16 protein-coding genes are annotated in these 24,219 nt (G+C 59.4%); 10 read left to right on the top strand and 6 right to left on the bottom strand.

What is annotated here, in order from left to right; all coding sequences use genetic code 11:
• The first annotated feature begins 186 nt into the window (after window positions 1-186).
• Window positions 187-951 (top strand): GntR family transcriptional regulator, encoded by a 765-nt coding sequence (locus tag BK658_RS15195; RefSeq protein ID WP_103315365.1) that lies wholly within the window; start codon window positions 187-189, stop codon window positions 949-951.
• Window positions 952-1,033: 82 nt separating this feature from the next.
• Here BK658_RS15195 and guaD read toward each other — a convergent pair whose 3' ends face one another.
• The 4 genes from guaD to xdhA form a co-directional block, all read right to left on the bottom strand.
• Complete coding sequence (gene guaD / locus BK658_RS15190; protein ID WP_123582982.1) at window positions 1,034-2,338, bottom strand: guanine deaminase; 1,305 nt, start codon at window positions 2,336-2,338, stop codon at window positions 1,034-1,036.
• A 24-nt stretch (window positions 2,339-2,362) separates the two neighbouring features.
• Entirely contained in the window at window positions 2,363-3,205 is an 843-nt protein-coding gene (xdhC, locus tag BK658_RS15185) for a xanthine dehydrogenase accessory protein XdhC (RefSeq protein WP_123582981.1), read from the bottom strand.
• Between the two features lie 128 nt (window positions 3,206-3,333).
• Entirely contained in the window at window positions 3,334-5,727 is a 2,394-nt protein-coding gene (gene xdhB / locus BK658_RS15180) for a xanthine dehydrogenase molybdopterin binding subunit (RefSeq protein ID WP_123582980.1), read from the bottom strand.
• Complete coding sequence (xdhA, locus tag BK658_RS15175) at window positions 5,720-7,174, bottom strand: xanthine dehydrogenase small subunit (protein ID WP_123582979.1); 1,455 nt, start codon at window positions 7,172-7,174, stop codon at window positions 5,720-5,722. The genes xdhB and xdhA overlap by 8 nt, the downstream gene beginning before the upstream one ends.
• 265 nt (window positions 7,175-7,439) lie before the next feature.
• On the opposite strand from xdhA, the gene BK658_RS15170 reads away from it, so the two are divergent.
• From BK658_RS15170 to BK658_RS15140, 7 genes are all read left to right on the top strand, one after another.
• A complete protein-coding gene (locus tag BK658_RS15170; RefSeq protein WP_123582978.1) occupies window positions 7,440-8,099 on the top strand; it encodes a GntR family transcriptional regulator in 660 nt (219 codons plus the stop codon).
• A gap of 2 nt (window positions 8,100-8,101) precedes the next feature.
• Window positions 8,102-11,590, top strand: a complete 3,489-nt coding sequence (gene smc / locus BK658_RS15165; RefSeq protein WP_123582977.1) for a chromosome segregation protein SMC — start codon at window positions 8,102-8,104, stop codon at window positions 11,588-11,590.
• A 256-nt stretch (window positions 11,591-11,846) separates the two neighbouring features.
• Entirely contained in the window at window positions 11,847-12,695 is an 849-nt protein-coding gene (gene zipA / locus BK658_RS15160; RefSeq protein ID WP_054593228.1) for a cell division protein ZipA, read from the top strand.
• 145 nt (window positions 12,696-12,840) lie between these two features.
• On the top strand, window positions 12,841-15,198 hold the full coding sequence (ligA, locus tag BK658_RS15155; protein ID WP_123582976.1) for an NAD-dependent DNA ligase LigA: 2,358 nt from the start codon (window positions 12,841-12,843) through the stop codon (window positions 15,196-15,198).
• Between the two features lie 305 nt (window positions 15,199-15,503).
• Window positions 15,504-15,938: an ANTAR domain-containing protein gene (locus tag BK658_RS15150; protein ID WP_123582975.1), complete on the top strand. Its 435-nt coding sequence runs from the start codon at window positions 15,504-15,506 to the stop codon at window positions 15,936-15,938.
• A 149-nt stretch (window positions 15,939-16,087) separates the two neighbouring features.
• Window positions 16,088-16,735 carry a response regulator transcription factor gene (locus BK658_RS15145; RefSeq protein ID WP_123582974.1) on the top strand — a complete coding sequence of 216 codons (648 nt, stop codon included), beginning with the start codon at window positions 16,088-16,090 and terminating at the stop codon, window positions 16,733-16,735.
• Complete coding sequence (locus BK658_RS15140; RefSeq protein WP_123582973.1) at window positions 16,736-19,981, top strand: transporter substrate-binding domain-containing protein; 3,246 nt, start codon at window positions 16,736-16,738, stop codon at window positions 19,979-19,981. It abuts the gene before it with no gap.
• A gap of 10 nt (window positions 19,982-19,991) precedes the next feature.
• Here BK658_RS15140 and dkgB read toward each other — a convergent pair whose 3' ends face one another.
• Window positions 19,992-20,795 carry a 2,5-didehydrogluconate reductase DkgB gene (gene dkgB, locus BK658_RS15135; protein WP_123582972.1) on the bottom strand — a complete coding sequence of 268 codons (804 nt, stop codon included), beginning with the start codon at window positions 20,793-20,795 and terminating at the stop codon, window positions 19,992-19,994.
• A gap of 438 nt (window positions 20,796-21,233) precedes the next feature.
• On the opposite strand from dkgB, the gene BK658_RS15130 reads away from it, so the two are divergent.
• On the top strand, window positions 21,234-22,670 hold the full coding sequence (locus tag BK658_RS15130) for a mechanosensitive ion channel family protein (protein ID WP_123582971.1): 1,437 nt from the start codon (window positions 21,234-21,236) through the stop codon (window positions 22,668-22,670).
• Window positions 22,671-22,947: 277 nt separating this feature from the next.
• Here BK658_RS15130 and BK658_RS15125 read toward each other — a convergent pair whose 3' ends face one another.
• Entirely contained in the window at window positions 22,948-23,322 is a 375-nt protein-coding gene (locus tag BK658_RS15125) for a DUF6124 family protein (RefSeq protein WP_123582970.1), read from the bottom strand.
• Between the two features lie 449 nt (window positions 23,323-23,771).
• Here BK658_RS15125 and BK658_RS15120 point away from each other — a divergent pair, with 449 nt between their 5' ends.
• Window positions 23,772-24,212, top strand: coding sequence for a carboxymuconolactone decarboxylase family protein (locus tag BK658_RS15120; protein ID WP_123582969.1), 441 nt, complete (start codon window positions 23,772-23,774; stop codon window positions 24,210-24,212).
• Window positions 24,213-24,219 lie beyond the last annotated feature (7 nt).

The raw sequence follows: 24,219 nt of genomic DNA, 5'->3' as shown, positions 1-24,219 counted from the left end.
TCAAGCCTAAACTTAAACGTGGCAGCTCGTTGCAATACAGCCGGGGGCGTATATGGCCGTACAGTCGTGTTGCCACCAGCGGTTGTGTACAATGTGCTGTGTTTTTTACGCAATACTTGCCAGCGACCCTCTGTGCCGTATTACAGTCACAGTCAATTCGCCGCAGTTCTCCCGACTCGAGTGCCCATGAACGAACAGTTGCAGCCCCTCAAGAAACAACCGCGAGCAGGCAAAGCCGGCCGTAGCGGAACCCAGGACGATATCGTCTATGCGCATATCTTCGAGGCCATCCTCGAGCAGCGCCTGGCGCCCGGTACAAAGTTGAGCGAAGAGGCGCTGGGAGAAATTTTCGGGGTCAGTCGCACCATCATTCGCCGCGCGCTGTCGCGTCTGGCCCACGAAGGCGTGGTGCTGTTGCGTCCTAACCGTGGCGCCGTGGTTGCCAGCCCGAGTGTCGAAGAAGCCCGTCAGGTATTCATGGCGCGGCGCCTGGTCGAGAAGGCGATCACCGAGCTTGCAGTCGTACACGCGACGGCTGAACAGATTGCCGAGTTGCGGCAGATGGTCAACGACGAGCGCGACAGCTTCTCCCGTGGCGACCGCGGTGCCGGTATCCGTCTGTCTGGCGAGTTCCACCTGAAGCTGGCCGAGGCGGCGAAGAACGCCCCGCTGATCAGCTTCCAGCGTAGCCTGGTGTCGCAGACTTCGTTGATCATCGCCCAGTATGAAAGCGGTAACCGCTCGCACTGTTCCTACGATGAACACACTCAGCTGATCGATGCCATCGAGGCCCGCGACGCCGACCTGGCGGTGAACCTGATGATGCATCACATGGATCACATCGACAGCAAGCTCAACCTCGACGAAGAAAGCGCCTCGGACGATTTGCATGCGGTGTTCTCGCACCTGTTGCAGACCAAAAAGCCAGGGCGGCCAACCGCCAAACTTTGATAGACCGCGATGGCGGCCTGACAGATGTAAAAAAATCCCCTGCAACCTAATGGCTGCGGGGGATTTTTTATGTCTGCAAAACTTAACGCTGGTGAACGAGGTTGCCCGCCGCGTAAGTCTGTAACACCGTCCGGTCGTCCCCCAACGTCATCAGCACAAACAGCGTCTCGGCGATGCTCTTGGCCTGTTTCAGGCGATAGCTGAGTAGCGGCGTGGCGTTGTAGTCCAGCACCAGGAAGTCGGCGTCGGTGCCCGGTTGCAGGGTACCGATCTTGTCTTCCAGGCGCAGTGCGCGGGCACCGCCGAGGGTCGCCAGGTACAGCGATTTGAACGGGCTCAGGCGTGCGCCTTGCAGTTGCATGACTTTGTAGGCTTCGTTCAGGGTTTGCAGCAGCGAGAAGCTGGTGCCGCCACCGATGTCCGTACCCAGGCCTACGTTCAGGTTGTGCTTCTCGGCCATCGGCAGGTTGAACAGGCCACTGCCAAGGAAGAAGTTCGAGGTCGGGCAGAAAGCGATCGCCGAACCGGTTTCGGCCAGGCGCGCGCATTCGTCATCGCACAGGTGCACACCGTGCGCGAATACCGAGCGTTCGCCGAGCAATTTGTAGTGGTCGTAGACATCCAGGTAGCCCTTGCGCTCCGGGAACAGTTCCTTGACCCATTCGATTTCCTGCAGGTTTTCACTGATGTGGGTCTGCATGTACAGGTCGGGGTATTCGCTGAGCAACTGGCCGGCCAGGGTCAGTTGTTCCGGGGTGCTGGTCGGTGCAAAACGTGGCGTCACCGCGTAGTGCAGGCGACCCTTGCCGTGCCAGCGCTCGATCAGCGCCTTGCTATCGACGTAGCTGGATTCGGCGGTGTCGGTCAGGTAGTCGGGTGCGTTGCGGTCCATCATCACCTTGCCGGCGATCATCCGCAGGTCGAGCGTCCGTGCGGCTTCGAAGAACGAGTCCACCGATTGCGGGTGCACGCTGCCGAACACCAGTGCGGTGGTGGTGCCGTTGCGCAGCAGTTCCTTGATGAAGATACCGGCGACTTCTTCGGCGTGGGCCTTGTCGGCGAATTGGCTTTCGCACGGGAAGGTGTAGGTGTTGAGCCAGTCCAGCAGTTGTTCGCCGTACGCGCCGACCATGCCGGTTTGCGGCAGGTGAATGTGCGTATCGATGAAGCCTGGAGTGATCAGCGCATCCTGGTAATGGGTGACTTGAATGTCGGATGGCAGGCTGGCGAGCAGTTCGCAGGCAGGGCCAATGGCGCTGATCTGGCCGTTTTCGGTCACCAGCAAGCCGTCTTCGAAATACTCGTAGGAGGCTTCGATACCCACCACGGCAGGGTCGGCGATGCTGTGCAGAATAGCGGCGCGGTAGGCTTTGCGAGTCAAAGGCATTGTCGTTCTCGGTTCGTGGCTTTTTTAATTCGAAGCGTGGCTGCGGCGTGAGGCGGGCAGCAGTTTGGCAATAGGCTCGGCTTTCGCGCTGTGCTGGCCGAAATTCGCGTTGTAGGTGGCGATGATTTCGCCGGCGATGGAGATGGCGATTTCTACAGGCAATTTGCCTTTGACCTCGCCCAGGCCCATCGGGCATCGCATGCGTTGCAGCACGGCGTTGTCGAAACCGCGGTCGCGCAGGCGATGTTCGAATTTCACCCGTTTGGTCTTCGAACCGATCAGGCCGAAGTAGGCAAAGTCGTTGCGCTTGAGGATCGCCGCGGTGAGCTCCAGATCGAGCTGGTGATTGTGGGTCATGACGATGCAGTAACTGCCCGCAGGCAGGTCATCGATTTCGTCCACCGGTTCTTCGGCGACGATTTTACGCACGCCGTGGGGGATCTGTTCGGGGAACTCGGCTTCCCGCGAATCGATCCAGCGCACGCGGCAGGGCAGGCTGGCCAGCAACGGCACCAGCGCCCGACCAACGTGGCCGGCACCGAATACAGCGATCTGTGCCTGTACCTGGCCCATGGGTTCGAACAGCAACACGGTGACGCCACCGCAGCACTGGCCGAGGCTGGCGCCGAGGGTGAAACGCTCCAGATGGGTGTCTTGTTTGCCGCTGGCAAGCATTTCCCGTGCGACCTGCATCGCCTTGTATTCCAGATGCCCGCCACCGATGGTGTCGAACGCCTGCATGGCGCTGACGACCATCTTCGAACCGGCATTGCGCGGCGTTGAGCCGAGCTCTTCGATGATGGTCACCAACACACAGGGTTCACCCTGGGTTTGCAGGTCGGCGAGGGCGTCGATCCAGTTGTACATGTCCCACCTCTTCAGATCGTTCCCACGCTCTGCGTGGGAATGCATCAATGGACGCTCCGCGTCCGCTCTTCACAATGCGACGCAGAGCGTCGCGGGCTGCATTCCCACGCAGAGCGTGGGAACGATCATCAAACGACCTCGACCATGGAATCGACAGCTTTCACCGCCTTCAACTGGCGCATCTGCTCACAGCCCCACAACACCCGCTCCGGTGTGGCCGGTGCGTCGATTTTCGGTTGATGTCGGTAATCGCCCAGGCTCGCCACTGCATCCTTGATCGCACACCAGGCCGCGATACCGAGCATGAACGGCGGTTCGCCCACGGCCTTGGAATGGAACACCGTGTCTTCCGGGTTCTTGCGGTTTTCCACCAGCTTCACCCGCAAATCCAGCGGCATGTCGGCGACCGCCGGGATCTTGTAGCTGGCCGGGCCGTTGGTCATCAGTTTGCCCTTGTTATTCCAGACCAGCTCTTCCATGGTCAGCCAGCCCATGCCCTGGATGAAACCACCCTCGACCTGACCCATGTCGATGGCCGGATTCAGCGAGGCGCCGACGTCATGCAGGATGTCGGTGCGAAGCATTTTGTATTCGCCGGTCAGGGTGTCGACGATCACCTCGGCGCAGGCTGCGCCAAACGCGTAGTAATAGAACGGTCGTCCGCGCGCCTGGCTACGGTCGTAGTAGATTTTCGGGGTCTTGTAGAAACCGGTGCTGGACAGCGACACCTGGGCGAAATACGCCTGCTGGATCAGCTCTTCGAAGGTCAGGATCTGATCGCGAACCCGCACGTGGCCATTGTGAAACGCCACGTCTTCTTCACTGACCGCATACTTGCGCGCGGCAAATTCCACCAGGCGTTGCTTGATGATTTCGGCGGCGTTTTGCGCAGCCTTACCGTTAAGGTCGGCACCACTGGACGCGGCGGTCGGCGAGGTGTTCGGCACTTTGTCGGTATTGGTTGCGGTGATTTGTACGCGGTCAATTTCAACCTGGAAAACCTCGGCCACGACTTGCGCGACTTTGACGTTCAAGCCCTGGCCCATTTCGGTGCCGCCGTGGTTCAGGTGAATGCTGCCGTCGGTGTAGACGTGAATCAAGGCACCTGCCTGATTGAGGAAGCTGGCGGTGAAGGAAATACCGAATTTCACCGGGGTCAGCGCCAGGCCTTTTTTCAGGATCGGGCTGTTGGCGTTGTAGCGCCGGATCGCTTCGCGGCGCTCAAAGTACTGGCTGCTTTCTTCCAGCTCGGCGGTTATTTCCTCGAGCATGTTGTGCTCGACGGTCTGGTAGTAATGGGTGACGTTACGCTCGGTCTTGCCGTAGTAGTTGGCCTTGCGCACCGCCAGCGGATCCTGGCCTAGATGACGGGCGATGGCGTCCATCACTTCTTCGATGGCGACCATCCCTTGCGGGCCGCCAAAGCCACGATAAGCGGTGTTCGACGCGGTGTTGGTCTTGCAGCGGTGACCGTTGATGGTCGCATCGCCCAGGTAGTACGAGTTGTCCGAGTGGAACATTGCCCGGTCGACGATCGAGGCCGACAGGTCCGGTGAACAACCGCAGTTGCCGGCCAGTTCCAGCTGGATGCCGTGCAGGCGTCCGGTGTCGTCGAAGCCCACATCGTATTCAATGTAGAACGGGTGACGTTTGCCAGTCATCAGCATGTCTTCGACCCGTGGCAGACGCATTTTGGTCGGCTGCCCGGTCAGGTGGGCGATCACTGCGCAGAGGCACGCGGGGCTGGCGGCCTGGGTTTCCTTGCCGCCGAAGCCGCCACCCATGCGGCGCATGTCGACGACGATTTTGTTCATCGAAACGTCGAGCACTTCCGCCACCAGTTTTTGCACTTCGGTGGGGTTCTGGGTCGAGCAGTAGACGATCATGCCGCCGTCTTCGGTCGGCATGACCGAAGAGATCTGGGTCTCCAGATAGAAGTGTTCCTGGCCGCCGATGTGCAGCGTGCCTTGAATCCGATGTTCGGCGGTCGCCAGCGCAGTGGCCGAATCGCCGCGCTTGTGGGTGTGGCTATCCAGCACGAAGTGGCGTTTGCGCAAGGCTTCGACCACGTCGAGTACCGGCTCCAGATCTTCGTATTCGATGATCGCGGCCATGGCCGCTTTGCGTGCGGTTTCCAGGTCTTTTGCGGCCACCGCGAGCACCGGTTGACCGACGAATTGCACGTCGTTGATGGCCAGCAGCGGGTCACCTGGCAACAAGGGGCCGATGTCTTTCAGGCCCGGCACGTCTTCGTGGGTAATGGCGATGCGCACGCCTTCGAAAGCGTAGCAGGGCTGGGTGTCGATGCTGATGATTTTCGCGTGGGCGCGGTCCGAGAGCCGTGCGTAAACGTGCAGTTGATTCGGGAATTCCAGTCGATCGTCGATGTACTGCGCTTCACCGGACACGTGTTTGTCGGCGCTGTCGTGCTTGACGCTGCGACCGACACCAGTGGTCAGGTCCTTGGCAAACAGTTCGGCCAGTTCGGCTTGGGTCTTCTCGACTTTGTGATGGTTAGACATAAGCGGTCACCCGAGTCTCGATGTGCGGTGTTTGCAGTTCGATGAAGTATTTACGCAGCAGGTTCTGCGCGCTGAGCAGGCGGTATTCCTTGCTCGCACGGAAGTCCGAGAGCGGCGTGAAGTCTTGCGCAAGGGCGGCGCAGGCATGTTCCACCGTTGTGTTGTTCCATGGCGCGCCGAGCAGCGCGGCTTCGCAGCTTTTCGCGCGTTTCGGTGTCGCGGCCATGCCGCCGAACGCAACGCGGGCGTCGGCAACCACGCCGTTTTCGATGCGTAGGTTGAACGCCGCGCAGACCGCGGAAATGTCATCGTCCAGACGCTTGGAAACCTTGTAGGCACGGAACAGCTGTTCAGCGCTGGCACGCGGCACGATGATCTTCTCGATGAACTCGCTTTCCTGGCGCGCGGTGACCCGGTAATCGATGAAATAGTCTTCCAGCGCCAAGGTGCGACGGGTTTCGCCTTTGCACAACACGATCTGTGCGCCCAGAGCGATCAGCAGCGGAGGCGAGTCACCAATCGGCGAGGCGTTACCGATGTTGCCGCCGAGGGTGCCCTGATTGCGGATTTGAAAGGAGGCGAAACGTTGCAGCAATTCGCCGAAGTCCGGGTACTCGGCCTCGAGGGCGTCGTAGCAGTCGGAGAGGGCGGTGGCGGCACCGATTTCCAGGCGATCGTCAAAGCGCTCGATGCGCTTCATTTCTGCGACGTTGCCGACGTAGATCATCACCGGCAGCGTACGGTGGAACTGGGTCACTTCCAGTGCCAGATCGGTGCCGCCGGCCAACAGTTTGGCTTGCGGATAGGCATCGTAGAGGTCGGCGAGATCGGCGATGGTCAGTGGCACCAGGCAGCGTTTGTCACCGCTGTTCAGTTCGCCGGTGTCGGTCGGCGCAATGGCTTTCAGGCGAGCGATGGTTTCGGCTTCGCGGGCATCGAACTGGTCGGGCTGTTTGGCGCAGCACACTTGTTCGGCGGCGGCGAGGATCGGCCGGTAGCCGGTGCAGCGACAGAGGTTGCCGGCTAGGGCTTCGTGGGCTTTATGGGAATCGGCGTGATCGCTGTTTTTCTGCAGGGCGAACAGCGACATGACGAAGCCCGGTGTGCAGAAGCCGCACTGTGAGCCGTGGCACTCGACCATGGCTTTTTGCACGCTGTGCAATTGGTCCTGATGCTTGAGGTCTTCGACGCTGATCAGCTGTTTGCCGTGCAGCGACGAAACAAACGTCAGGCATGAGTTGAGGCTGCGATAGCGGATGTGATCGCGGCCGTTGTCATCGGTTTGCAATTCACCGACCACCACCGTACACGCGCCACAGTCACCGCTGGCGCAACCTTCTTTGGTACCGGGTTTACCCAAATGTTCGCGCAGATAGTTGAGCACGGTCAGGTTCGGGTCCAGGGCGTGCTCGCTACGGAGTTCCTGGTTAAGTAAAAACTGGATCACGGAAGGCCTCGCAGACTCATTATTGTTGTTAACCGACGAACCTGAATTTATCAGGTCTGACTTTTCGGTCAATGAATTTCTGACTTAAAGGTCAGGAAATTCGCTTTTGCCGATCAACAGTGGCTTATTTCATTATTGACCCTCTCGGGATACCTCGCTTTTTGCTTAAATCGTGCCACATTCCGCTGGATGGGCCCTGCGCCATCACCCCGCAAGTGCGCTACACTGCGCCGCTTGTACAGATCGAAGAGTTTGAAGGAAAACCATGACGTTCAAGGCGCCGGACAGCCTCGCCGAGCAAATCGCTCACCACCTCGCCGAACGGATCATTCGCGGCGACCTCAAGCCGGGAGAGCGCATCCAGGAACAGAAGGTCACGCTGGCCCTCAATGTCAGCCGTGGCTCGGTTCGCGAAGCCTTGCTGATTCTCGAGCGCCGGCACCTGATCGCCATCCTGCCGCGTCGTGGTGCTCATGTGACCGAACTCACCGCACACAAGGTGCAGAGCCTGTGCACGCTGATGAGCGAGCTGTACGTCCTGCTCGGTAATTCGGTGGCCAGTGGCTGGCAGGTCCAGGCCGACATGGCGCCGTTCCTGCAAATCCAGCAGCGCCTGACCGCCAGTTACGAGCGTCAGGACATCCGCGCCTTTGTCGAAGACAGCTTCAGCGTGATGCGTGCGGCGTACCCATTCGCCAATAACCCGTACTTGCAGGAAACCGTCGAGAACCTGCAACCGGCCATGAGTCGTGCGTATTTTCTCGCCCTGGAACAGCGCAAGGCCGAAATGAGCGAGTTCCTCGAACTGTTCGAGCGCTTGCTCGCGGCCGTGTTGGCTCGTGATCTGCCAGAGATTCGCGTCGTGCTCTCGGCTTATGCCCGGCGCAGTTGCGATCTGGTGTTGTCTGCCTTGCCGGTTGCCTGAGCGTGCGGCTCAAGTGCATCAAACTGGCGGGGTTCAAATCCTTCGTCGACCCGACCACGGTGAACTTCCCCAGTAACATGGCGGCGGTGGTCGGGCCCAATGGTTGCGGCAAGTCGAACATCATCGACGCCGTACGCTGGGTGATGGGCGAGAGCTCGGCCAAGAACTTGCGCGGCGAGTCGATGACCGATGTCATCTTCAACGGCTCTACCAGTCGCAAACCGGTGAGCCAGGCAAGTATCGAACTGGTTTTCGACAACTCCGACGGCACGTTGATCGGCGAATACGCGGCTTACGCGGAGATTTCCATTCGCCGCAAAGTCACCCGCGACAGCCAGACTACTTATTACCTCAACGGCACCAAATGCCGTCGCCGCGATATCACCGACATTTTTCTCGGTACCGGCCTGGGTCCGCGCAGCTACTCGATCATCGAACAGGGGATGATCTCCAAGCTGATCGAGTCCAAGCCCGAAGACCTGCGCAACTTCATCGAAGAAGCGGCGGGGATCTCCAAGTACAAGGAGCGCCGGCGCGAGACCGAAAACCGCATCCGTCGCACCCACGAAAACCTCGCACGCCTGACCGACCTGCGTGATGAGTTGGAACGTCAGCTCGAACGCTTGCATCGTCAGGCCCAGGCGGCCGAGAAGTATCAGGAATACAAAGCCGAAGAGCGTCAGCTCAAGGCTCAACTGTCGGCGCTACGCTGGCAGGAATTGAACGAACAGGTTGGCCAGCGCGAAGCAATCATTGGCAACCAGGAAATCAGTTTCGAAGCCCTGGTCGCTGAACAGCGCAATGCCGATGCGAGCATCGAACGGCTGCGCGATGGTCATCACGACCTGTCTGAGCGCTTCAATCTGGTGCAGGGACGTTTCTATTCGGTCGGCGGCGACATCGCCCGGGTCGAGCAAAGCATCCAGCACGGCCAGCAGCGTTTGCGTCAGTTGCAGGACGACCTCAAGGAAGCCGAGCGTTCACGCCTGGAAACCGAGTCGCACCTGGGCCACGACCGCACCTTGTTGGCGACCCTCGGCGAAGAGCTGGACATGCTCACGCCCGAGCAGGAAGTCACCAGCGCTGCCGCTGAAGAGGCCGCTGCCGCGCTGGAAGAATCTGAAACCACCATGCACGGCTGGCAGGAGCAGTGGGACAGTTTCAACCTGCGCTCGGCCGAGCCACGGCGTCAGGCCGAAGTCCAGCAGTCGCGAATCCAGCAGCTGGAAACCAGCATGGAACGCCTGGCCGAGCGCCAGCGTCGCTTGGCCGAAGAACGCGACCTGCTGTCGGCAGCCCCGGAAGACGCGGCGATTCTTGATCTCAGCGAACAGCTCGCCGCCAGTGAAGCGACCCTCGAAGATTTGCAGGCCAGCGAAGAAGCGCAAGTCGAGCGGCTTGAGCAGTTGCGTCAGGAACTGCAACTGGCCCTGCAAAACCAGCAGCAGGCGCAGGGCGACTTGCAACGGCTCAACGGGCGTCTGGCCTCGCTGGAGGCGTTGCAGCAAGCGGCGCTCGATCCGGGCACCGGCGCCGCCGAGTGGTTGCGTGAACAGCACCTGGCCGAACGTCCGCGCCTGGCCGAAGGCTTGAAGGTTGAGGCGGGTTGGGAGCTGGCGGTGGAAACCGTGCTCGGTGCCGACCTGCAAGCAGTGCTGGTCGATGACTTCGCGGGCTTCGATCTGTCCGGTTTTGCCCAGGGCGATCTGCGCTTGCTCAGCCCGGCCAGCGATGGTGTGCGGATCCCCGGCAGTCTGCTCGACAAGGTTGAGGCGCAGATCGATCTGTCGCCGTGGCTGGGACAGGTCAAGCCAGTGGACAGTCTTGAACAAGCGCTGTCGCTGCGTGGCCAGTTGTCGGTCGGCGAAAGCCTGATCAGCCGTGATGGCTACTGGGTTGGGCGGCACTTTTTGCGGGTGCGCCGCGCCAGTGAGGCCGAGAGCGGCATGTTGGCGCGCGGGCAGGAAATCCAGCGTCTGGGGCTTGAGCGCGAAGAGCGCGAAGCCACCGTCGAGACGCTGGAAACCACCTTGCAAAACCTGCGCGCCCAGCAGCGCCAGCAAGAGAATGGTCGCGAACACCTGCGCCGTTTGCTGCAGGACGAAGCGCGCCAGCAAGGTGAGTTGAAAGCTCAGCTTTCTGCCGGCAAGGCGAAAGCCGAGCAACTGATGTTGCGCCGCACACGGCTCGACGAAGAGCTCGGTGAATTGGCGGAGCAGCGTGCGCTGGAACATGAACAGATCGGCGAGTCTCGCCTGCAATTGCAGGAAGCCCTCGACAGCATGGCGATCGACACCGAGCAGCGCGAATTGCTGCTGGCTCAGCGCGACAGCTTGCGCGAGCGCCTGGATCGGGTGCGGCAGGAGGCCCGTCAGCATAAAGACCACGCGCACCAATTGGCGGTGCGCCTGGGCTCGCTCAAGGCGCAGCACGATTCAACCCGTCAGGCACTGGAACGATTGGAATTGCAGTCCGAGCGCCTGACTGAAAAGCGCGAGCAGCTCAGCCTTAATCTGGAGGAGGGCGAAGCGCCGCTGGAAGAGTTGCGGCTCAAGCTTGAAGAGTTGCTCGACAAGCGCATGAGCGTCGACGAAGAACTCAGAACTGCGCAGATCGCCCTGGAAGATGCCGACCGTGAATTGCGAGATGCCGAGAAGCGCCGCAGCCAGGCCGAGCAGCAATCGCAGCTGATCCGTGGTCAACTTGAACAGCAGCGCATGGAATGGCAGGCCCTGACCGTGCGCCGTAAAACCTTGCAGGATCAATTGCTCGAAGATGGCTATGACCTGCACGGGGTGCTCGCCACTCTGGTGGCTGAAGCGAACGAAAAAGAAGCCGAAGAAGAGCTCGAGCGCATTTCTGCGCGAATTCAGCGACTGGGCGCGATCAACCTCGCGGCCATCGACGAGTACCAGCAGCAGTCCGAACGCAAGCGTTATCTGGATGCTCAGGACGCTGACCTGGTGGAAGCGCTCGACACCCTGGAAAACGTCATTCGCAAGATCGACAAGGAAACCCGCAATCGCTTCAAAGATACCTTTGATCAGATTAACGGTGGATTGCAGGCGCTTTTTCCAAAAGTTTTCGGTGGTGGCAGCGCTTATTTGGAACTGACGGGCGAAGATCTACTCGATACAGGGGTGACGATCATGGCGCGTCCGCCCGGGAAGAAGAACAGCACCATCCATTTGCTGTCCGGCGGTGAAAAAGCCCTGACGGCATTGGCACTGGTTTTTGCGATCTTCAAGCTGAACCCGGCGCCGTTTTGCATGCTCGACGAAGTTGACGCACCTCTGGATGACGCTAACGTTGGACGCTATGCCCGATTGGTGAAAGAGATGTCACAAACGGTGCAGTTCATCTATATCACCCACAACAAGATCGCCATGGAAATGGCCGACCAATTGATGGGGGTCACGATGCACGAGCCCGGTTGTTCGCGTCTGGTAGCCGTGGATGTCGAGGAGGCGATGGCGATGGTGGACGCCTGAGTCATGGCGCGTAGGCCAAATATTTGCGGGAAGCAGGGATATTTACCCGCATAGAATGCTGGCCAATCGACATAATGGCTGAAGCCATTGTGACTGACGGTGTAAAGTTATCTTTGGTCGTGCTAGTTTAATGTCAATTTTTCGTATGCGTGGGCAAAACGCCATTCAGAACATAGAGTTGGCGCCACGTTTTAAAGCGGTTTACAGCTTGTAAACCCCTTATTTTTCAGCATTTTTTATAGAGGCACGGGATTACATGGAAATCGGTCTGCGCGAGTGGCTGATCGTCATCGGCATTATTGTCATTGCCGGTATTCTTTTTGATGGCTGGCGGCGCATGCGCGGCGGCAAGGGCAAGCTGAAGTTTCGCCTGGACCGAAGCCTGTCCAACCTGCCGGACGAGGACAGTGGTGCCGAGCTGCTGGGCCCGCCACGCGTACTGGATACCCATAAAGAACCGCAACTCGACGAGCATGACTTGCCGTCGGTGAGCATGCCTGCCCGTGAGCCGCGTGAATCGGGTTCCAAGCGCGGCAAGCGGGGCGGCGAGCCATCCCAGGGCGACTTGAATTTGAATCTGGACCTGGATGGCGGCCCGAGCTTCAGCAGCCGTGATGATTTCCCGGACGAAACCAAATCGTCGAGCGCTGCAGTCAATAAAGAACAGCCGCAGGCAGAAGAAGTCCTGGTCATCAGCGTGATCTGCCGTGACCCTGGCGGTTTCAAAGGACCGGCCCTGTTGCAGAACATCCTGGAAAGCGGTTTGCGCTTTGGCGAGATGGATATCTTCCATCGTCACGAAAGCATGGCCGGCAACGGCGAGGTGCTGTTCTCCATGGCCAACGCGGTCAAGCCTGGCGTGTTCGATCTGGACGACATTGATCTGTTCAGCACCCCGGCTGTCAGCTTCTTCCTCGGCTTGCCGGGCCCGCGCCACCCGAAACAGGCCTTCGACGTGATGGTTGCGGCTGCCCGCAAACTGTCTCAGGAACTCAATGGCGAACTGAAAGACGATCAGCGCAGCGTACTGACGGCTCAGACCATCGAGCACTACCGTCAGCGAATCGTCGAATTCGAGCGCCGCGCCCTGACCCAGAAGCGCTGATATTGAATGGTCAAGCTCTCTATGACTAGAGAGCTTCTTGTGGCGAGGGAGCTTGCTCCCTCGCCACAGAATTTGCGTCTTTACGCTATCGTATTTTGAAGATTGAGCAGCCTCGGCTGCTCTTTTGCTTTATGAGAGAGCACCCATGATCGCCGTTGAAAAACGCATTCTAGAGCTGCGCGCAGAGCTGGATCAGCACAACTACCGTTACTACGTCCTCGACGAGCCGAGCATTCCGGACGCCGAATACGATCGGCTGTTCCATGAGCTCAAGGCGTTGGAAACGGCAAACCCTGAGCTGGTCACTGTCGACTCGCCGACCCAGCGGGTTGGCGGTGCGGCGCTTGCAGCGTTCACTCAAGTGCGGCACGAAGTGCCGATGCTCAGTCTCGGCAACGCCTTCGAAGAAAACGACATGCGCGAGTTCGATCGTCGGGTCACCGAAGGTCTGGATTTGCCGGCCGGCGATTTGTTTGGTGGTGGCGCCGAGGTGGAGTACAGCTGCGAGCCGAAGCTCGATGGCCTGGCAGTCAGCTTGCTGTATCAGGACGGCATGCTGGTGCGCGGCGCTACTCGCGGCGACGGCACCACCGGTGAAGACATCAGCGTCAACGTGCGCACGGTGCGCAACATTCCGCTCAAGCTGCAGGGCAGCGGCTGGCCGTCGACCCTGGAAGTGCGGGGCGAAGTGTATATGTCCAAGGCCGGTTTCGATCGCCTTAACGCCGCGCAACTGGAAGCCGGCGGCAAAACCTTCGCCAACCCGCGCAACGCCGCAGCGGGCAGCTTGCGTCAGCTGGATTCGAAGATTACCGCCAGTCGCCCACTGGAGTTTTGCTGCTACGGTCTCGGCCAGGTCTCCGCCGAGATCGCTGACACGCACATCGGCAATCTGCAACAACTCAAGCAGTGGGGCATGCCGGTCAGTCACGAGTTGAAACTGGCCAAGGGTATTGGTGAATGCCTGGATTACTACCGCGATATCGGCGAGCGCCGTAATGCGCTGCCTTATGAAATCGATGGTGTGGTGTTCAAGGTCAACAGCCTCGCCTCGCAGCGTGAGCTGGGCTTCCGTGCTCGCGAGCCGCGCTGGGCGATTGCCCACAAGTTTCCGGCGATGGAAGAACTCACCGAGTTGCTCGACGTGGAATTCCAGGTCGGCCGAACCGGTGCGGTGACTCCGGTTGCACGGTTGAAACCGGTGAAAGTGGCGGGTGTGACCGTGTCCAACGCGACATTGCACAACATGGATGAAGTCGCGCGCCTGGGCTTGATGATCGGCGATACGGTGATCATTCGCCGCGCCGGTGACGTGATCCCGCAAGTGGTGCAAGTGGTTACCGAGCGTCGCCCGGAAAACGCCCGTCCCGTGCAGATTCCCGAGTGCTGCCCGGTCTGTGGTTCGCATGTCGAGCGCACGCAGTTGGTCAAGCGCAGCAAGGGTCGCGAAACGGTCAGTGAAGGGGCGGTATATCGCTGCGTCGGGCGTCTGGCCTGTGGGGCCCAGCTCAAGCAGGCGATCATCCATTTCGTTTCGCGCCGGGCCATGGACATTGAGGGCCTGGGCGAGAAGAGCGTCGAGCAGTTGGTGGACGAAGGCCTGGTCAGTTCGCCGGCGGATTTGTATGCCTTGAGCTTCGAGCAGATCGTCGACCTGGAAGGGTTCGCCGAGCTGTCGAGCAAGAACTTGCTGAGCGCGATTGCCGACAGCAAGAAACCGGGGTTGGCGCGTTTCATCTACGCCCTCGGTATTCCGGATGTCGGCGAAGAGACGGCCAAGGTCCTGGCGCGCTCGCTGGCGTCGCTTGCGCGGGTTCAGCAGGCATTGCCGCAAGTGCTGACGTACTTGCCGGATGTCGGGCTGGAAGTCGCCTACGAGATTCACAGCTTCTTCGAAGACGCGCACAACCGGAAGGTGATCGAAGAACTGCTCAAGCATGGCCTGGAGATTCAGGATCAGGGCGAATTGGGCGCCGAGTTTGCCGCCAGTACCACGCTGGGCGGAATGATCGACAAGCTCAACATTCCCTCGGTCGGGCCGGGCGGGGCGCAGAAGCTGGCCGACAAGTTTGGTTCGCTGGAAGCGATCATCAGCGCCGACTGGCTGGACATGCGTCAAGCGCTGCCGGAGAAGCAGGCCAACGCTGTTCGGGAATTCTTCGCCATCGAGCAGAACCGTCAGTTGGCGCTGGATGCCGAACAGCAGTTGCGCGATTTCGGCATGCACTGGCAAAGCGAGAAAAAAGTCGTCGAAGGCTTGCCGCTGGCGGGCCAGACCTGGGTGCTCACTGGCTCTCTGGAGCTGATGAGTCGTGACGTCGCCAAGGACAAGCTCGAAAGCCTCGGCGCCAAGGTGGCGGGTTCGGTGTCGGCCAAGACCTACTGTGTAGTGGCGGGGCCTGGTGCCGGCTCCAAATTGGTCAAGGCCAATGAGCTGGGGTTGAAGGTGCTGGACGAAGAAGCGTTCGTCGCGTTTTTGGCCGGGCACGGCATTACTGCCTGAAGTCGGCAAGATCGCAGCCTGCGGCAGTTCCTACGGGTATGTACACCATTCCAACGTAGGAGCTGCCGTAGGCTGCGATCTGTTCAAGCGGAAATGAAAAACTCAGGAATACGACCGAAAAGTGGCACTGATTTGCTGCGCTGGCTGCAGCTTTCATCGGTGTCACAGCAAAAAAATTAAACTCGGATGGAACTGTTGCTTTCAGAAAGGTCCTACAGAAACCCCGCGGCATTGCCCTTAGTCTGAGGCGCTCTTGATAAGGGTGGGCGTAAACAGCCGCACCGTCATTGTAGGGTCAATCAACCATGCCGAATAAAGCGTTACGTATCCTGATCGCCGATGAGCAGCATTTTCATCGCATGAAAATCGAGCGCAAGCTGAATCAGCTCGGTTACTACCGAATTGCCCCCGTGCACTCCCTTGTAGAGCTGCTCAGCGTTGTCGAATACGGCTGTGAGCCGTTTGACCTGGTGATCATCAATGCAACCTTGTGTACCGGGACCGGCCTGGACCTGGTGGCGTTCTGCCAAGACAACCAGCAGATCTGTCATACATTGATCTACGATGCCCAGAAAGCCGGCCTGCCTGCGTTGTTCGCCGTCCAGCAGCACAACGTGCGGATCAGCCAGGCTCGCGTACCGGACCAGGAAACCCTCGAAGGGCTAATGAGTCGCGTCGATGTACCGGCTCACGGTTCCCGGCGTGGACACACCCGGCAGCAGGGTGGTTTGCGCGCCTGAGGCACACGACCGTTGGTCTGAACTGTCAACTTTGACAGGTAGTTTCGCTCCGTTCCTCGTGCAACAGTCGTTGCGCAGCCGTTGTGTCAGCCTTGGCAAATGCCATGGGCGGCACGCCGGGGTTTTTGGGCGTTTCTACAGGAGTTGCCATGCCGTCAGTGCTGATCGCAGATGATCATCCGGTTGTTGTGGCCGCCGTCAAAATGCTGCTTGCGGCACTCAAGGATTCCAATGGCAGAGAGATGTTCCAGACCATTCTGGAGTCATTCAATGGTGTTGAGGCCCTGCAAACGATCCTTACCCAGTCACCTGATCTGGTGGTGCTGGACCTGAATATTCCCAGGCTTGGCGGGCTGGAATTGCTGAGTCGTCTACAGCGCGATCAATCACCTTCTCGGGTTGTGGTCTTCACTTCCTATGAGCCGAGGTTTTATGTCGATCGCTGCATGAGAGCAGGGGCCTTGGGTTTCGTTTCGAAAACCAATGACCTGCAAGAGCTGCGTAAAGCCGTTCAGGCGGTGAAGTCTGGCTATATGTATTTCCCTCAACTGGACACCAGTTCAGTGAGTCTGGATCCGCTGCAACTCAACGAACGGCAGATGATCGGGAAACTCTCCGACCGTGAACTGAGCATCTTTCGATATCTGGCGCTCGGCTTTAGCAACAAGGAAATCGCTAAAGCCATGAACCTCAGCCACAAGACCATCAGTACCTACAAAACCCGTTTGATCGCAAAGCTCAATGTGAAATCCCTGGTTCACTTGAGAGAATTCGCCAAACGCAATCAGCTGATCTGAATGCATATGCGCCTGCGTGTATGGCTGGTTGCATTGACGTTGCTCAGTCCGTGGTACACGGCGAACACCTTTGCGCACGAACCTGAGCCCCTGCATCTACTGGGACGCTCGACCGTTGAGGGTTATCGCGTCGAACTGGCACCGGCCGACTGGCGCTGGTTAAGGGATAAGGGCCGCTTGCGATTGGGCGCTTCGGCGCCGGATTACCCGCCGTTCGAGAGCACGATCAACGACTACGATTTTGAGGGCATCACAGCTGATTTTGCGGACCTGCTCGCCCAATTGCTGCGCATCAAGGTTGAGGTGACGCGTTACGAGTCTCGCGGGGCTGTCATTAGCGCATTAAAGCAGGGAGAGATTGATCTGCTGGGGACCGCCAACAACTTTGAAGCGGCCGATCCGCAGCTTCTGATGTCGCGTGCCTATGCAGAAGATGCTCCCGTTCTGGTCGCGAAGGAGGGGGACAGCGCCAGGCTGACAGAGGATCTTTCAGGGTTGCGGGTGGCCATGCTCGATCATTATCTGCGACCCGAAGCTGTCAAGGAGAGTTACCCAGAAGCCCGGTTAAGACTCTATCCCTCGACATTGGGTGCCATTGGCGCCGTGGCCTTCGGGCACGCGGATGTCTACCTCGGCGACTCCATCAGCGCTCGCTACCTGATCAACAACAATTACCTGAATAATGTGCGGTTGACGCAATTTGCCCGAATGGAAGTCAACACATTCGGGTTCGCCGTGAGTGCCGAGAACACCCGTTTGCGCCGCATCATCGATGCGGCTCTGGCGGTGATCCCAGAGCAGGAACGCATGACCATCCTGCGTCGCTGGAGCTCCGGCGGCAGTTTCAGCAACCCGCAGCGCATACAGTTGAGCGCCAGCGAACAACGCTGGCTCGACCAGCATCCACGTGCCAGTGTCGGGGTTATCAGCGACTTTGAACCACTTTCGTTTTATGAAAAAGAAGGCCGGTTCAGTGGCCTTAGCGCAGAGGTCCTGGACAGAATCAGCCTGCTCACCGGGTTGAAATTCGAACCGCTGCGCAGCGAGTCGTTGAGTGAGCAACTCGATCAACTCAAACGCGGAACAGTCGACTTGTTGGCGGTGATGACGCCGAGCATCGAACGTCAGGCAGAGCTGCGTATCACTCGACCGTATCTGGTCAGCCCCTTTGTGCTTGTCAGTGCCGTGGGCGCCAAAGCCCCCAAGACCCTGGACGATTTACCGGGTAAACGCCTGGCAATTGTCCGTGGTAACGCTCTACATGAATTCATTCGGGCCAACGCACCGGGTGTGCTCTTCATCGAGGCACAAAGTCCCGCCCAGGCGATGGCAATGGTGGCCAGCGGGGCGGCTGATGCTGCCTTGAACTCGTTGATCAGTGGGCGCTACATGATTGGCCGGTACTACCGCAACACGCTTCAAGTGACCAGCACCGTGGGCACCGAATCGGCACACATCGGCTTCGCGACGAACCGTGGAGCTCTTGAACTCTACTCAATCCTCAATAAAGCCCTGTTAAGCATTCCCCCGGAAGAAATGGACGAATTGGCCAACCGCTGGCGCAATGAACTGCCGGTGGATGACAGCTACTGGTCGCGTCACCGCACGTCTATCCTTCAGGGTTTTTTGGCCGCAGGACTGTTGCTGCTGTTGGCGCTGGGCTGGATTGCCTACCAGCGCAACCTGATCCGCAAGCGCCAGCAATTGCTGCAACAGGTGCAGCAAGCCAGGGACGCGGCGGACGATGCCAACCGTGCCAAAACCACCTTCCTGGCAACCATGAGCCATGAAATTCGCACGCCAATGAACGCTGTGATCGGCATGCTCGAACTGGCGATGTTGCGAGCTGAAGAGGGCGTCACGGACCATCTTGCAATAGAGGTGGCGTGGAATGCAGCGCAGCAGATGCTGGAGCTGATCGGCGATATTCTGGACATCGCGCGGATCGAGTCGGGGCATTTGTCCCTGACCCCGGAACGCGCGAATCTGTTGGTGCTGGTCGGCTCGGTGAGCAAAGTGTTTGAAGGTCTGGCGCGGCAAAAGAACCTGCTTTGGCAGGTCGAACTGGACGCCCGTAGTGACCGCGATGTATTGATCGATCCGATGCGTTTCAAGCAAATCGTCTCCAACCTGCTGAGTAACGCGATCAAGTTCACCCGCACCGGACAGATCAGCCTGACGCTGCGAGTAGAGCCCGCCGCCGTTCACGGGTACCTGGCGATCAGCCTGCGGATCAAGGACAGCGGGATAGGCATCAGCGAATTCGACCAGCAGCGATTGTTCAGTCCGTTTGTACAGGCCAGCAATAGCCCGCAGGATGGCCGCAGTGGCTCCGGGCTGGGCTTGCTCATTAGCCGTTCGCTGTGCGAGATGATGGGTGGCCGATTGCAATTGAGCAGCAAGCTGGGCGCGGGTACGCAAATCGACGTCAGCCTCAATGTACTGGCATTACAGCCGCTGGCCGCGCCGCCGCCGGTCGAGACTGCGGCGCCGGAGCGGGGGCACTCGTTAAACATTCTGGTGGTTGACGATTACCTGGCCAATCGGCTGTTGCTGGTACAACAACTGAGCCGTCTTGGGCACCGTGTGTGTGATGCCCAGGACGGTGAGCAGGGGCTCGAATGCTGGCGTAAAGCTACGTTCGATGTGGTGATCACCGATTGCTACATGCCGAACCGCAGCGGTTACGAGTTGGCCATGGCGATTCGTGACGAGGAGCGGGCCAATAGGCACCTGCCGTGCCTGATTCTCGGTTTCACCGCCAATGCCCAGCCCGAAGAGAAGGTCCGCTGCATGGAAGCCGGGATGGACGATTGCCTGTTCAAGCCCATTGGCCTGAAGAACCTGAGTGCTCGACTGGCCGGCGTGACACCGGACACGAATACGCGACAACCGCTCGAAACGCTACCTGCCAGCGCTGCCGAGATCGACCTCAGCAGCCTGGAACAACTGGCCGGACCTGACCGCAGCCTGATCAATAAACTGCTGGCTGAGCTGGCCAGCAGTAATGCCGAGGACCTGGCGCAATTGCAGGGCTTTTACCGCCAACGTGACCGCATGGGCTTGCGGGAGCTGGCCCATCGGATCAAGGGTGGCGCGCAAATGGTCAAGGCCCGGCGCCTGGTCCGCTGTTGCGAGCAACTGGAAGTCGCCTGTGCTGAGCGTGACAACAACGTATTGAGCCAGGCGGTGCAGGCCTTGCAAGACGCCATGGAGCGTTTGGCTCTGCACCTGGAGCAACGCTGAGCGGTTCTGCTCAATCCCAGTCGGGAGCGATACCTTTCGGGCTGGTCAGGCGCTGGCCGCGCTCAAGCCCTGCGATCAGCGCCATATCGGCTTCGCTCAATGTCAGCTCGCGGGCCGCCAGGTTGCTGTCGAGGTTGGCCCGCTGGGTCGACGACGGAATCACCGCGTAACCCTGCTGCATGGCCCAGGCCAGCGTGACTTGTGCCGGGGTTGCCCGATGCCGTTTGGCGATCTGTTGGATGACCGGGTCCTTGAGGACTTCGCCAAAGGCCAGAGTCATGTAGGAGGTGATCTGAATACCCCGGCTCTGGGCAAACTCGACCACTGTGCGGTTTTGCAGGTAAGGGTGCAGCTCGATCTGATTGGTCGCGATGTTGTCTGCGCCGACCGCGTCGATGGCTTGCTGCATGAGGTCGACAGTGAAGTTCGACACACCGATCTGCCGGGTCAGGCCCAGCGCTTTGGCTTCCAGCAGGGCGCCCATGAATTCATGCACCGGCACCTGGTTTTCCGGGGACGGCCAGTGGATCAGCGTCAGGTCCAGATAATCGGTTTGCAGTTTGCGCAGGCTGTCTTTCAAGCTGGCGATCAGTTGGTCCTTGGCGAAATTGGCGATCCAGATCTTGCTGGTGATGAACAGTTCTTCGCGGGCAATGCCACTGGCGGCGATGGCCTGACCGACATCGGCTTCGTTGTCGTAGATCTGCGCGGTATCGATCACCCGGTAACCGAGTTCAAGGCCAGTGCTCACCGAATCGATGACCACCTGGCCTTGCAAGCGAAACGTACCGAGGCCGAAGGCGGGAACAGGCATGTGTAACTCCAGGAAGTGTGACGGGAATGGCGCGAGTATCCCGGTCTGCATCCTTGAGAAAAACCGCTGAATCGGCAAAGCACTTTTTACTGAAAATCACGAATCATAGAAGCGGTTGCAAGCTTCCAGGCAATGGTTCGGTCGGATTACCGCAACCAGATGACCCACTACAACACCCTGACCAACAGCAAGTAACACTGGTTAGTGGCGTACACGGATTCTATATATACGCCACCAACCAACTGTGGGAGCGAGCCTGCTCGCGATAACGGTGGAACAGACACCTATACAGTGACTGTCAGACCACTATCGCGAGCAAGCTCGCTCCCACATTGGATTTGTGGTGTTGTGCGGGTAGCGTTCACCTCGCAATCAAACCCTCCTACACTGTGCCAATCTGTGCGATCTTCACGCCATTGGTCTTGCTGGAGTTGCTTGATGTTGTCACTGCTCACCGATCACCCGCTGTTTTGCGCCCTGGCGCTGATTTTGCTCGACATCCTGCTGTGGCGGTTGGTCAGTGTCAGTCACTGGCAGTTGGTCGTGCGGGTGGTGATTTTTGCGTTGTTCAGCGCCGTGCTGTTCAACGAAGGCATGAACCCGATGGACGTGGCGCCCTGGCCGGAGAACGTGCCGTTGCACCTGGCCGCGACCGGATTGCAGATCGGTTGGTGGCTGTTTGGTGCGCGAACCCTGACGGTGTTGCTCGGCACGGTAATGATGCAACGGGTTGGGCATACCGGCCGGCTGTTGCAGGATTTGCTCGGTGCGGTAATTTTCCTGATCGCGATCATTGCCGCCCTGGCGTATGTGCTCGACCTGCCGGTCAAAGGCGTACTGGCGACTTCCGGTGCCCTGGCGATCATCGTCGGCCTGGCATTGCAGAGCACCCTCAGCGATGTGTTTTCCGGCATCGTGCTCAACACCACCAAACCCTATCAACTGGATGACTGGATCTCCATCGATGGCACCGAAGGCCGGGTCACCGACATCGACTGGCGGGCCACGCGGCTGCAAACCTCACAGGGCAGCATGGCGGTGATCCCCAACTCGTTGGCGGCCAAGGCCAAGATCATCAACTTCAGCCGGCCCAGAGATATTTTCGGCATTACCATCAGCCTGCAACTGAGCCCTCATGCGCGCCCGCACACGGTGATCGAAGCACTGGAGCGGGCGATGCAGGGCTGCCGGCCACTGCTCAGCAAGCCGGCACCGAGCGTCTCCTTGAAAAGCTCCAGCGCCAGCGGCGTGGAATACGAGATCATCGGATTTGTATCGTCCATGGGGCAAAAGCGCGAAGTGCGCAATCTGCTGTTCGATCTGGCCTTCCGGCATTTGCGTGCGTCGGGCGTGAGCCTGTTGTCGACCGCAGAAACCACAACACCGCCGGGCCTTTCGCGGCCACGGGCGTTGCTCGAAAGTTCGGGTATTTTCTCGACGTTGCGCCAGGAAGAGAAAGACACCTTTAGCCAGAACATGACGCTCATCACCTTCCGTCCCGGGGAAATGATCCTGCCGGCCGGTGAGGTCAGCGATCATCTGTTCATCATTGAATCCGGCGTGGTCTCGGTAGCCTTGAGCCGTGGTGGCAACAAGTTCGAAGCCGGGCGCATGGGCCCGGGCGAGGTGATCGGCGAGGCCGGGATTCTCTCGGATGAATCGGTGCCGGCGGACTTTACCGCCAAGACCTTCTGCACCTTGTACCGGATCGAAAAGGAATACCTCAAACCCTGTCTCGACGCCCGCCACGACATCAGCCAGGCGATGCAGGCGTTGCTGGATTTCCGCTTGCACACCGCACAAACCCTGACTCAGGAAGTGCCGAAAGTGGTGGAGAAGAAGGGCTTTTTGCAGTGGTTGCGCAGCCGTGCGTAGGCCTTTCGGCGCCTTCACATTGTTCTCACGCGTGGGAGCAATCAAAAACCCGCCAGCCTTGTGAAAAGGTGGCGGGTTTTGGGTTGTTCGCTGACACGGCCGAGAACCTGTGGCGAGGGGGCTTGTCGGAACGCCGCACCGCCCCGTTCGGTTGCGAAGCAGCCGCTCCCTCGGGCAACGGGAACTTCCAGATACACCGCGGACACCGGTTTTAGGGTCGCTTCGCGTCCCAACGGGGGCAAGCCCCCTCGCCACAGGAGCTCCACGGTGTTGCTTGCTACTGCGGTGAATCCGGTGGATCGAGGTGGTCCAGTGCGCGATTCACCGCCAACTCGGCCAGGGAAATCATCTGCTGAATCGCCAGCGCGGTATTGCGCTTGGGGCCTTCGAGGTCGAACGCCAGGTCGCTGGCCATGACGTTGGCCGAGGCGAGGGTTTCGCAGGCATGGGCCAGTAGGGTTTCGCTGTCGACATCGGGGGCGATGACGAAAATGCAGCCGGGACGTCGGTCGGCTAACAAGGCCTTGGTCTCGGGCAATACCAGGTAATGATCGAGCGCACGGTGCGCGGCGGCGTGGAGCTCTTTTGAATCGAGGGAGGCGTAGGGGGAAACGGGGTCAGTTTCGGGGGGATTGGGCGTGGCTTTGAACATGCTGATGCTCCTAGAGTCATGGAGCTGCCACGATTCGCTGCGAAGCAAAGGGAGGTGGCAGCTGTACGCGGGTTCGCAGACCGGGACTCTAGAACCGGCAGACCCGAAGGTCTCCCACGCACAACCGCCATAACATGAACTGACAGGCATACGGGACACCTGCTCATGAACTGGGATGTTGTGCGTCTAGAGATTACCCGGGCTGCGAAACCCGGTCGCTGAATGAGCAGCGACACGGAAACAATAGGGGGCAAGCCCAAAGCGCACAAGCCGGCGGATTCTGGCGTAGGTGTAGGCCGTGACGCAAGGCGTTGTAGCCTGTTGTAACGCCTTCGTAGGCAAGCCGCTTCCCACGGATTGGCTACCTCGACTTCTGAACAATTGGCTATTTGTGCCAATCGCCGGCAGCGCTACCGTATGGCGCATCCCCACTTGCTACGGAGCTGACCATGCAATCTCGCGTCGATTTCTACACCGCCTCGCCGGATGCCCTCAAAGCCATGATCGCGCTGGAAAGCGCGGTGACAAAACTGCCGCTGGAAAAGTCGCTGATCGAACTGGTCAAGCTGCGCGCTTCGCAAATCAATGGCTGTGCTTTTTGCGTCGACATGCACACTGCCGATGCGCGCAAAGGTGGCGAGACTGAACGCCGTCTGTATGCGGTGTCGGTCTGGCGTGAAACACCGTTCTTCACCCCGCGTGAACGCGCCGCGCTGGCCTGGACCGAAGCCCTGACTCGCATCAGTGAAACTCACGCCCCGGACGAGGATTACGCCCTGTTGAGCGACGAGTTCGACGCCAGGGAAATGGTCGACCTCAGCGTGGCGATTACCACTATCAACGCCTGGAACCGCCTGGCGGTGGGCTTTCGCAAAATGCCCCAGGCCTGAGTCGGGA

Origin of the sequence: Pseudomonas brassicacearum (assembly GCF_003732175.1) — a bacterium.
GTDB lineage: Bacteria > Pseudomonadota > Gammaproteobacteria > Pseudomonadales > Pseudomonadaceae > Aquipseudomonas > Aquipseudomonas brassicacearum_G.
The sequence above is the reverse complement of the archived record's forward strand: the minus strand, read 5'-3'. Positions and strand labels throughout refer to the sequence as shown.

What these genes read in the sequence shown, in the direction of transcription:
- BK658_RS15195 (WP_103315365.1), top strand. Translation starts at nt 187, where the DNA reads ATGAACGAACAGTTGCAGCCCCTCAAGAAACAACCGCGAGCAGGCAAA.
- guaD (WP_123582982.1), bottom strand. Translation starts at nt 2,338, where the DNA reads ATGCCTTTGACTCGCAAAGCCTACCGCGCCGCTATTCTGCACAGCATC.
- xdhC (WP_123582981.1), bottom strand. Translation starts at nt 3,205, where the DNA reads ATGTACAACTGGATCGACGCCCTCGCCGACCTGCAAACCCAGGGTGAA.
- xdhB (WP_123582980.1), bottom strand. Translation starts at nt 5,727, where the DNA reads ATGTCTAACCATCACAAAGTCGAGAAGACCCAAGCCGAACTGGCCGAA.
- BK658_RS15170 (WP_123582978.1), top strand. Translation starts at nt 7,440, where the DNA reads ATGACGTTCAAGGCGCCGGACAGCCTCGCCGAGCAAATCGCTCACCAC.
- zipA (WP_054593228.1), top strand. Translation starts at nt 11,847, where the DNA reads ATGGAAATCGGTCTGCGCGAGTGGCTGATCGTCATCGGCATTATTGTC.
- ligA (WP_123582976.1), top strand. Translation starts at nt 12,841, where the DNA reads ATGATCGCCGTTGAAAAACGCATTCTAGAGCTGCGCGCAGAGCTGGAT.
- BK658_RS15150 (WP_123582975.1), top strand. Translation starts at nt 15,504, where the DNA reads ATGCCGAATAAAGCGTTACGTATCCTGATCGCCGATGAGCAGCATTTT.
- BK658_RS15145 (WP_123582974.1), top strand. Translation starts at nt 16,088, where the DNA reads ATGCCGTCAGTGCTGATCGCAGATGATCATCCGGTTGTTGTGGCCGCC.
- BK658_RS15140 (WP_123582973.1), top strand. Translation starts at nt 16,736, where the DNA reads ATGCATATGCGCCTGCGTGTATGGCTGGTTGCATTGACGTTGCTCAGT.
- dkgB (WP_123582972.1), bottom strand. Translation starts at nt 20,795, where the DNA reads ATGCCTGTTCCCGCCTTCGGCCTCGGTACGTTTCGCTTGCAAGGCCAG.
- BK658_RS15130 (WP_123582971.1), top strand. Translation starts at nt 21,234, where the DNA reads ATGTTGTCACTGCTCACCGATCACCCGCTGTTTTGCGCCCTGGCGCTG.
- BK658_RS15125 (WP_123582970.1), bottom strand. Translation starts at nt 23,322, where the DNA reads ATGTTCAAAGCCACGCCCAATCCCCCCGAAACTGACCCCGTTTCCCCC.
- BK658_RS15120 (WP_123582969.1), top strand. Translation starts at nt 23,772, where the DNA reads ATGCAATCTCGCGTCGATTTCTACACCGCCTCGCCGGATGCCCTCAAA.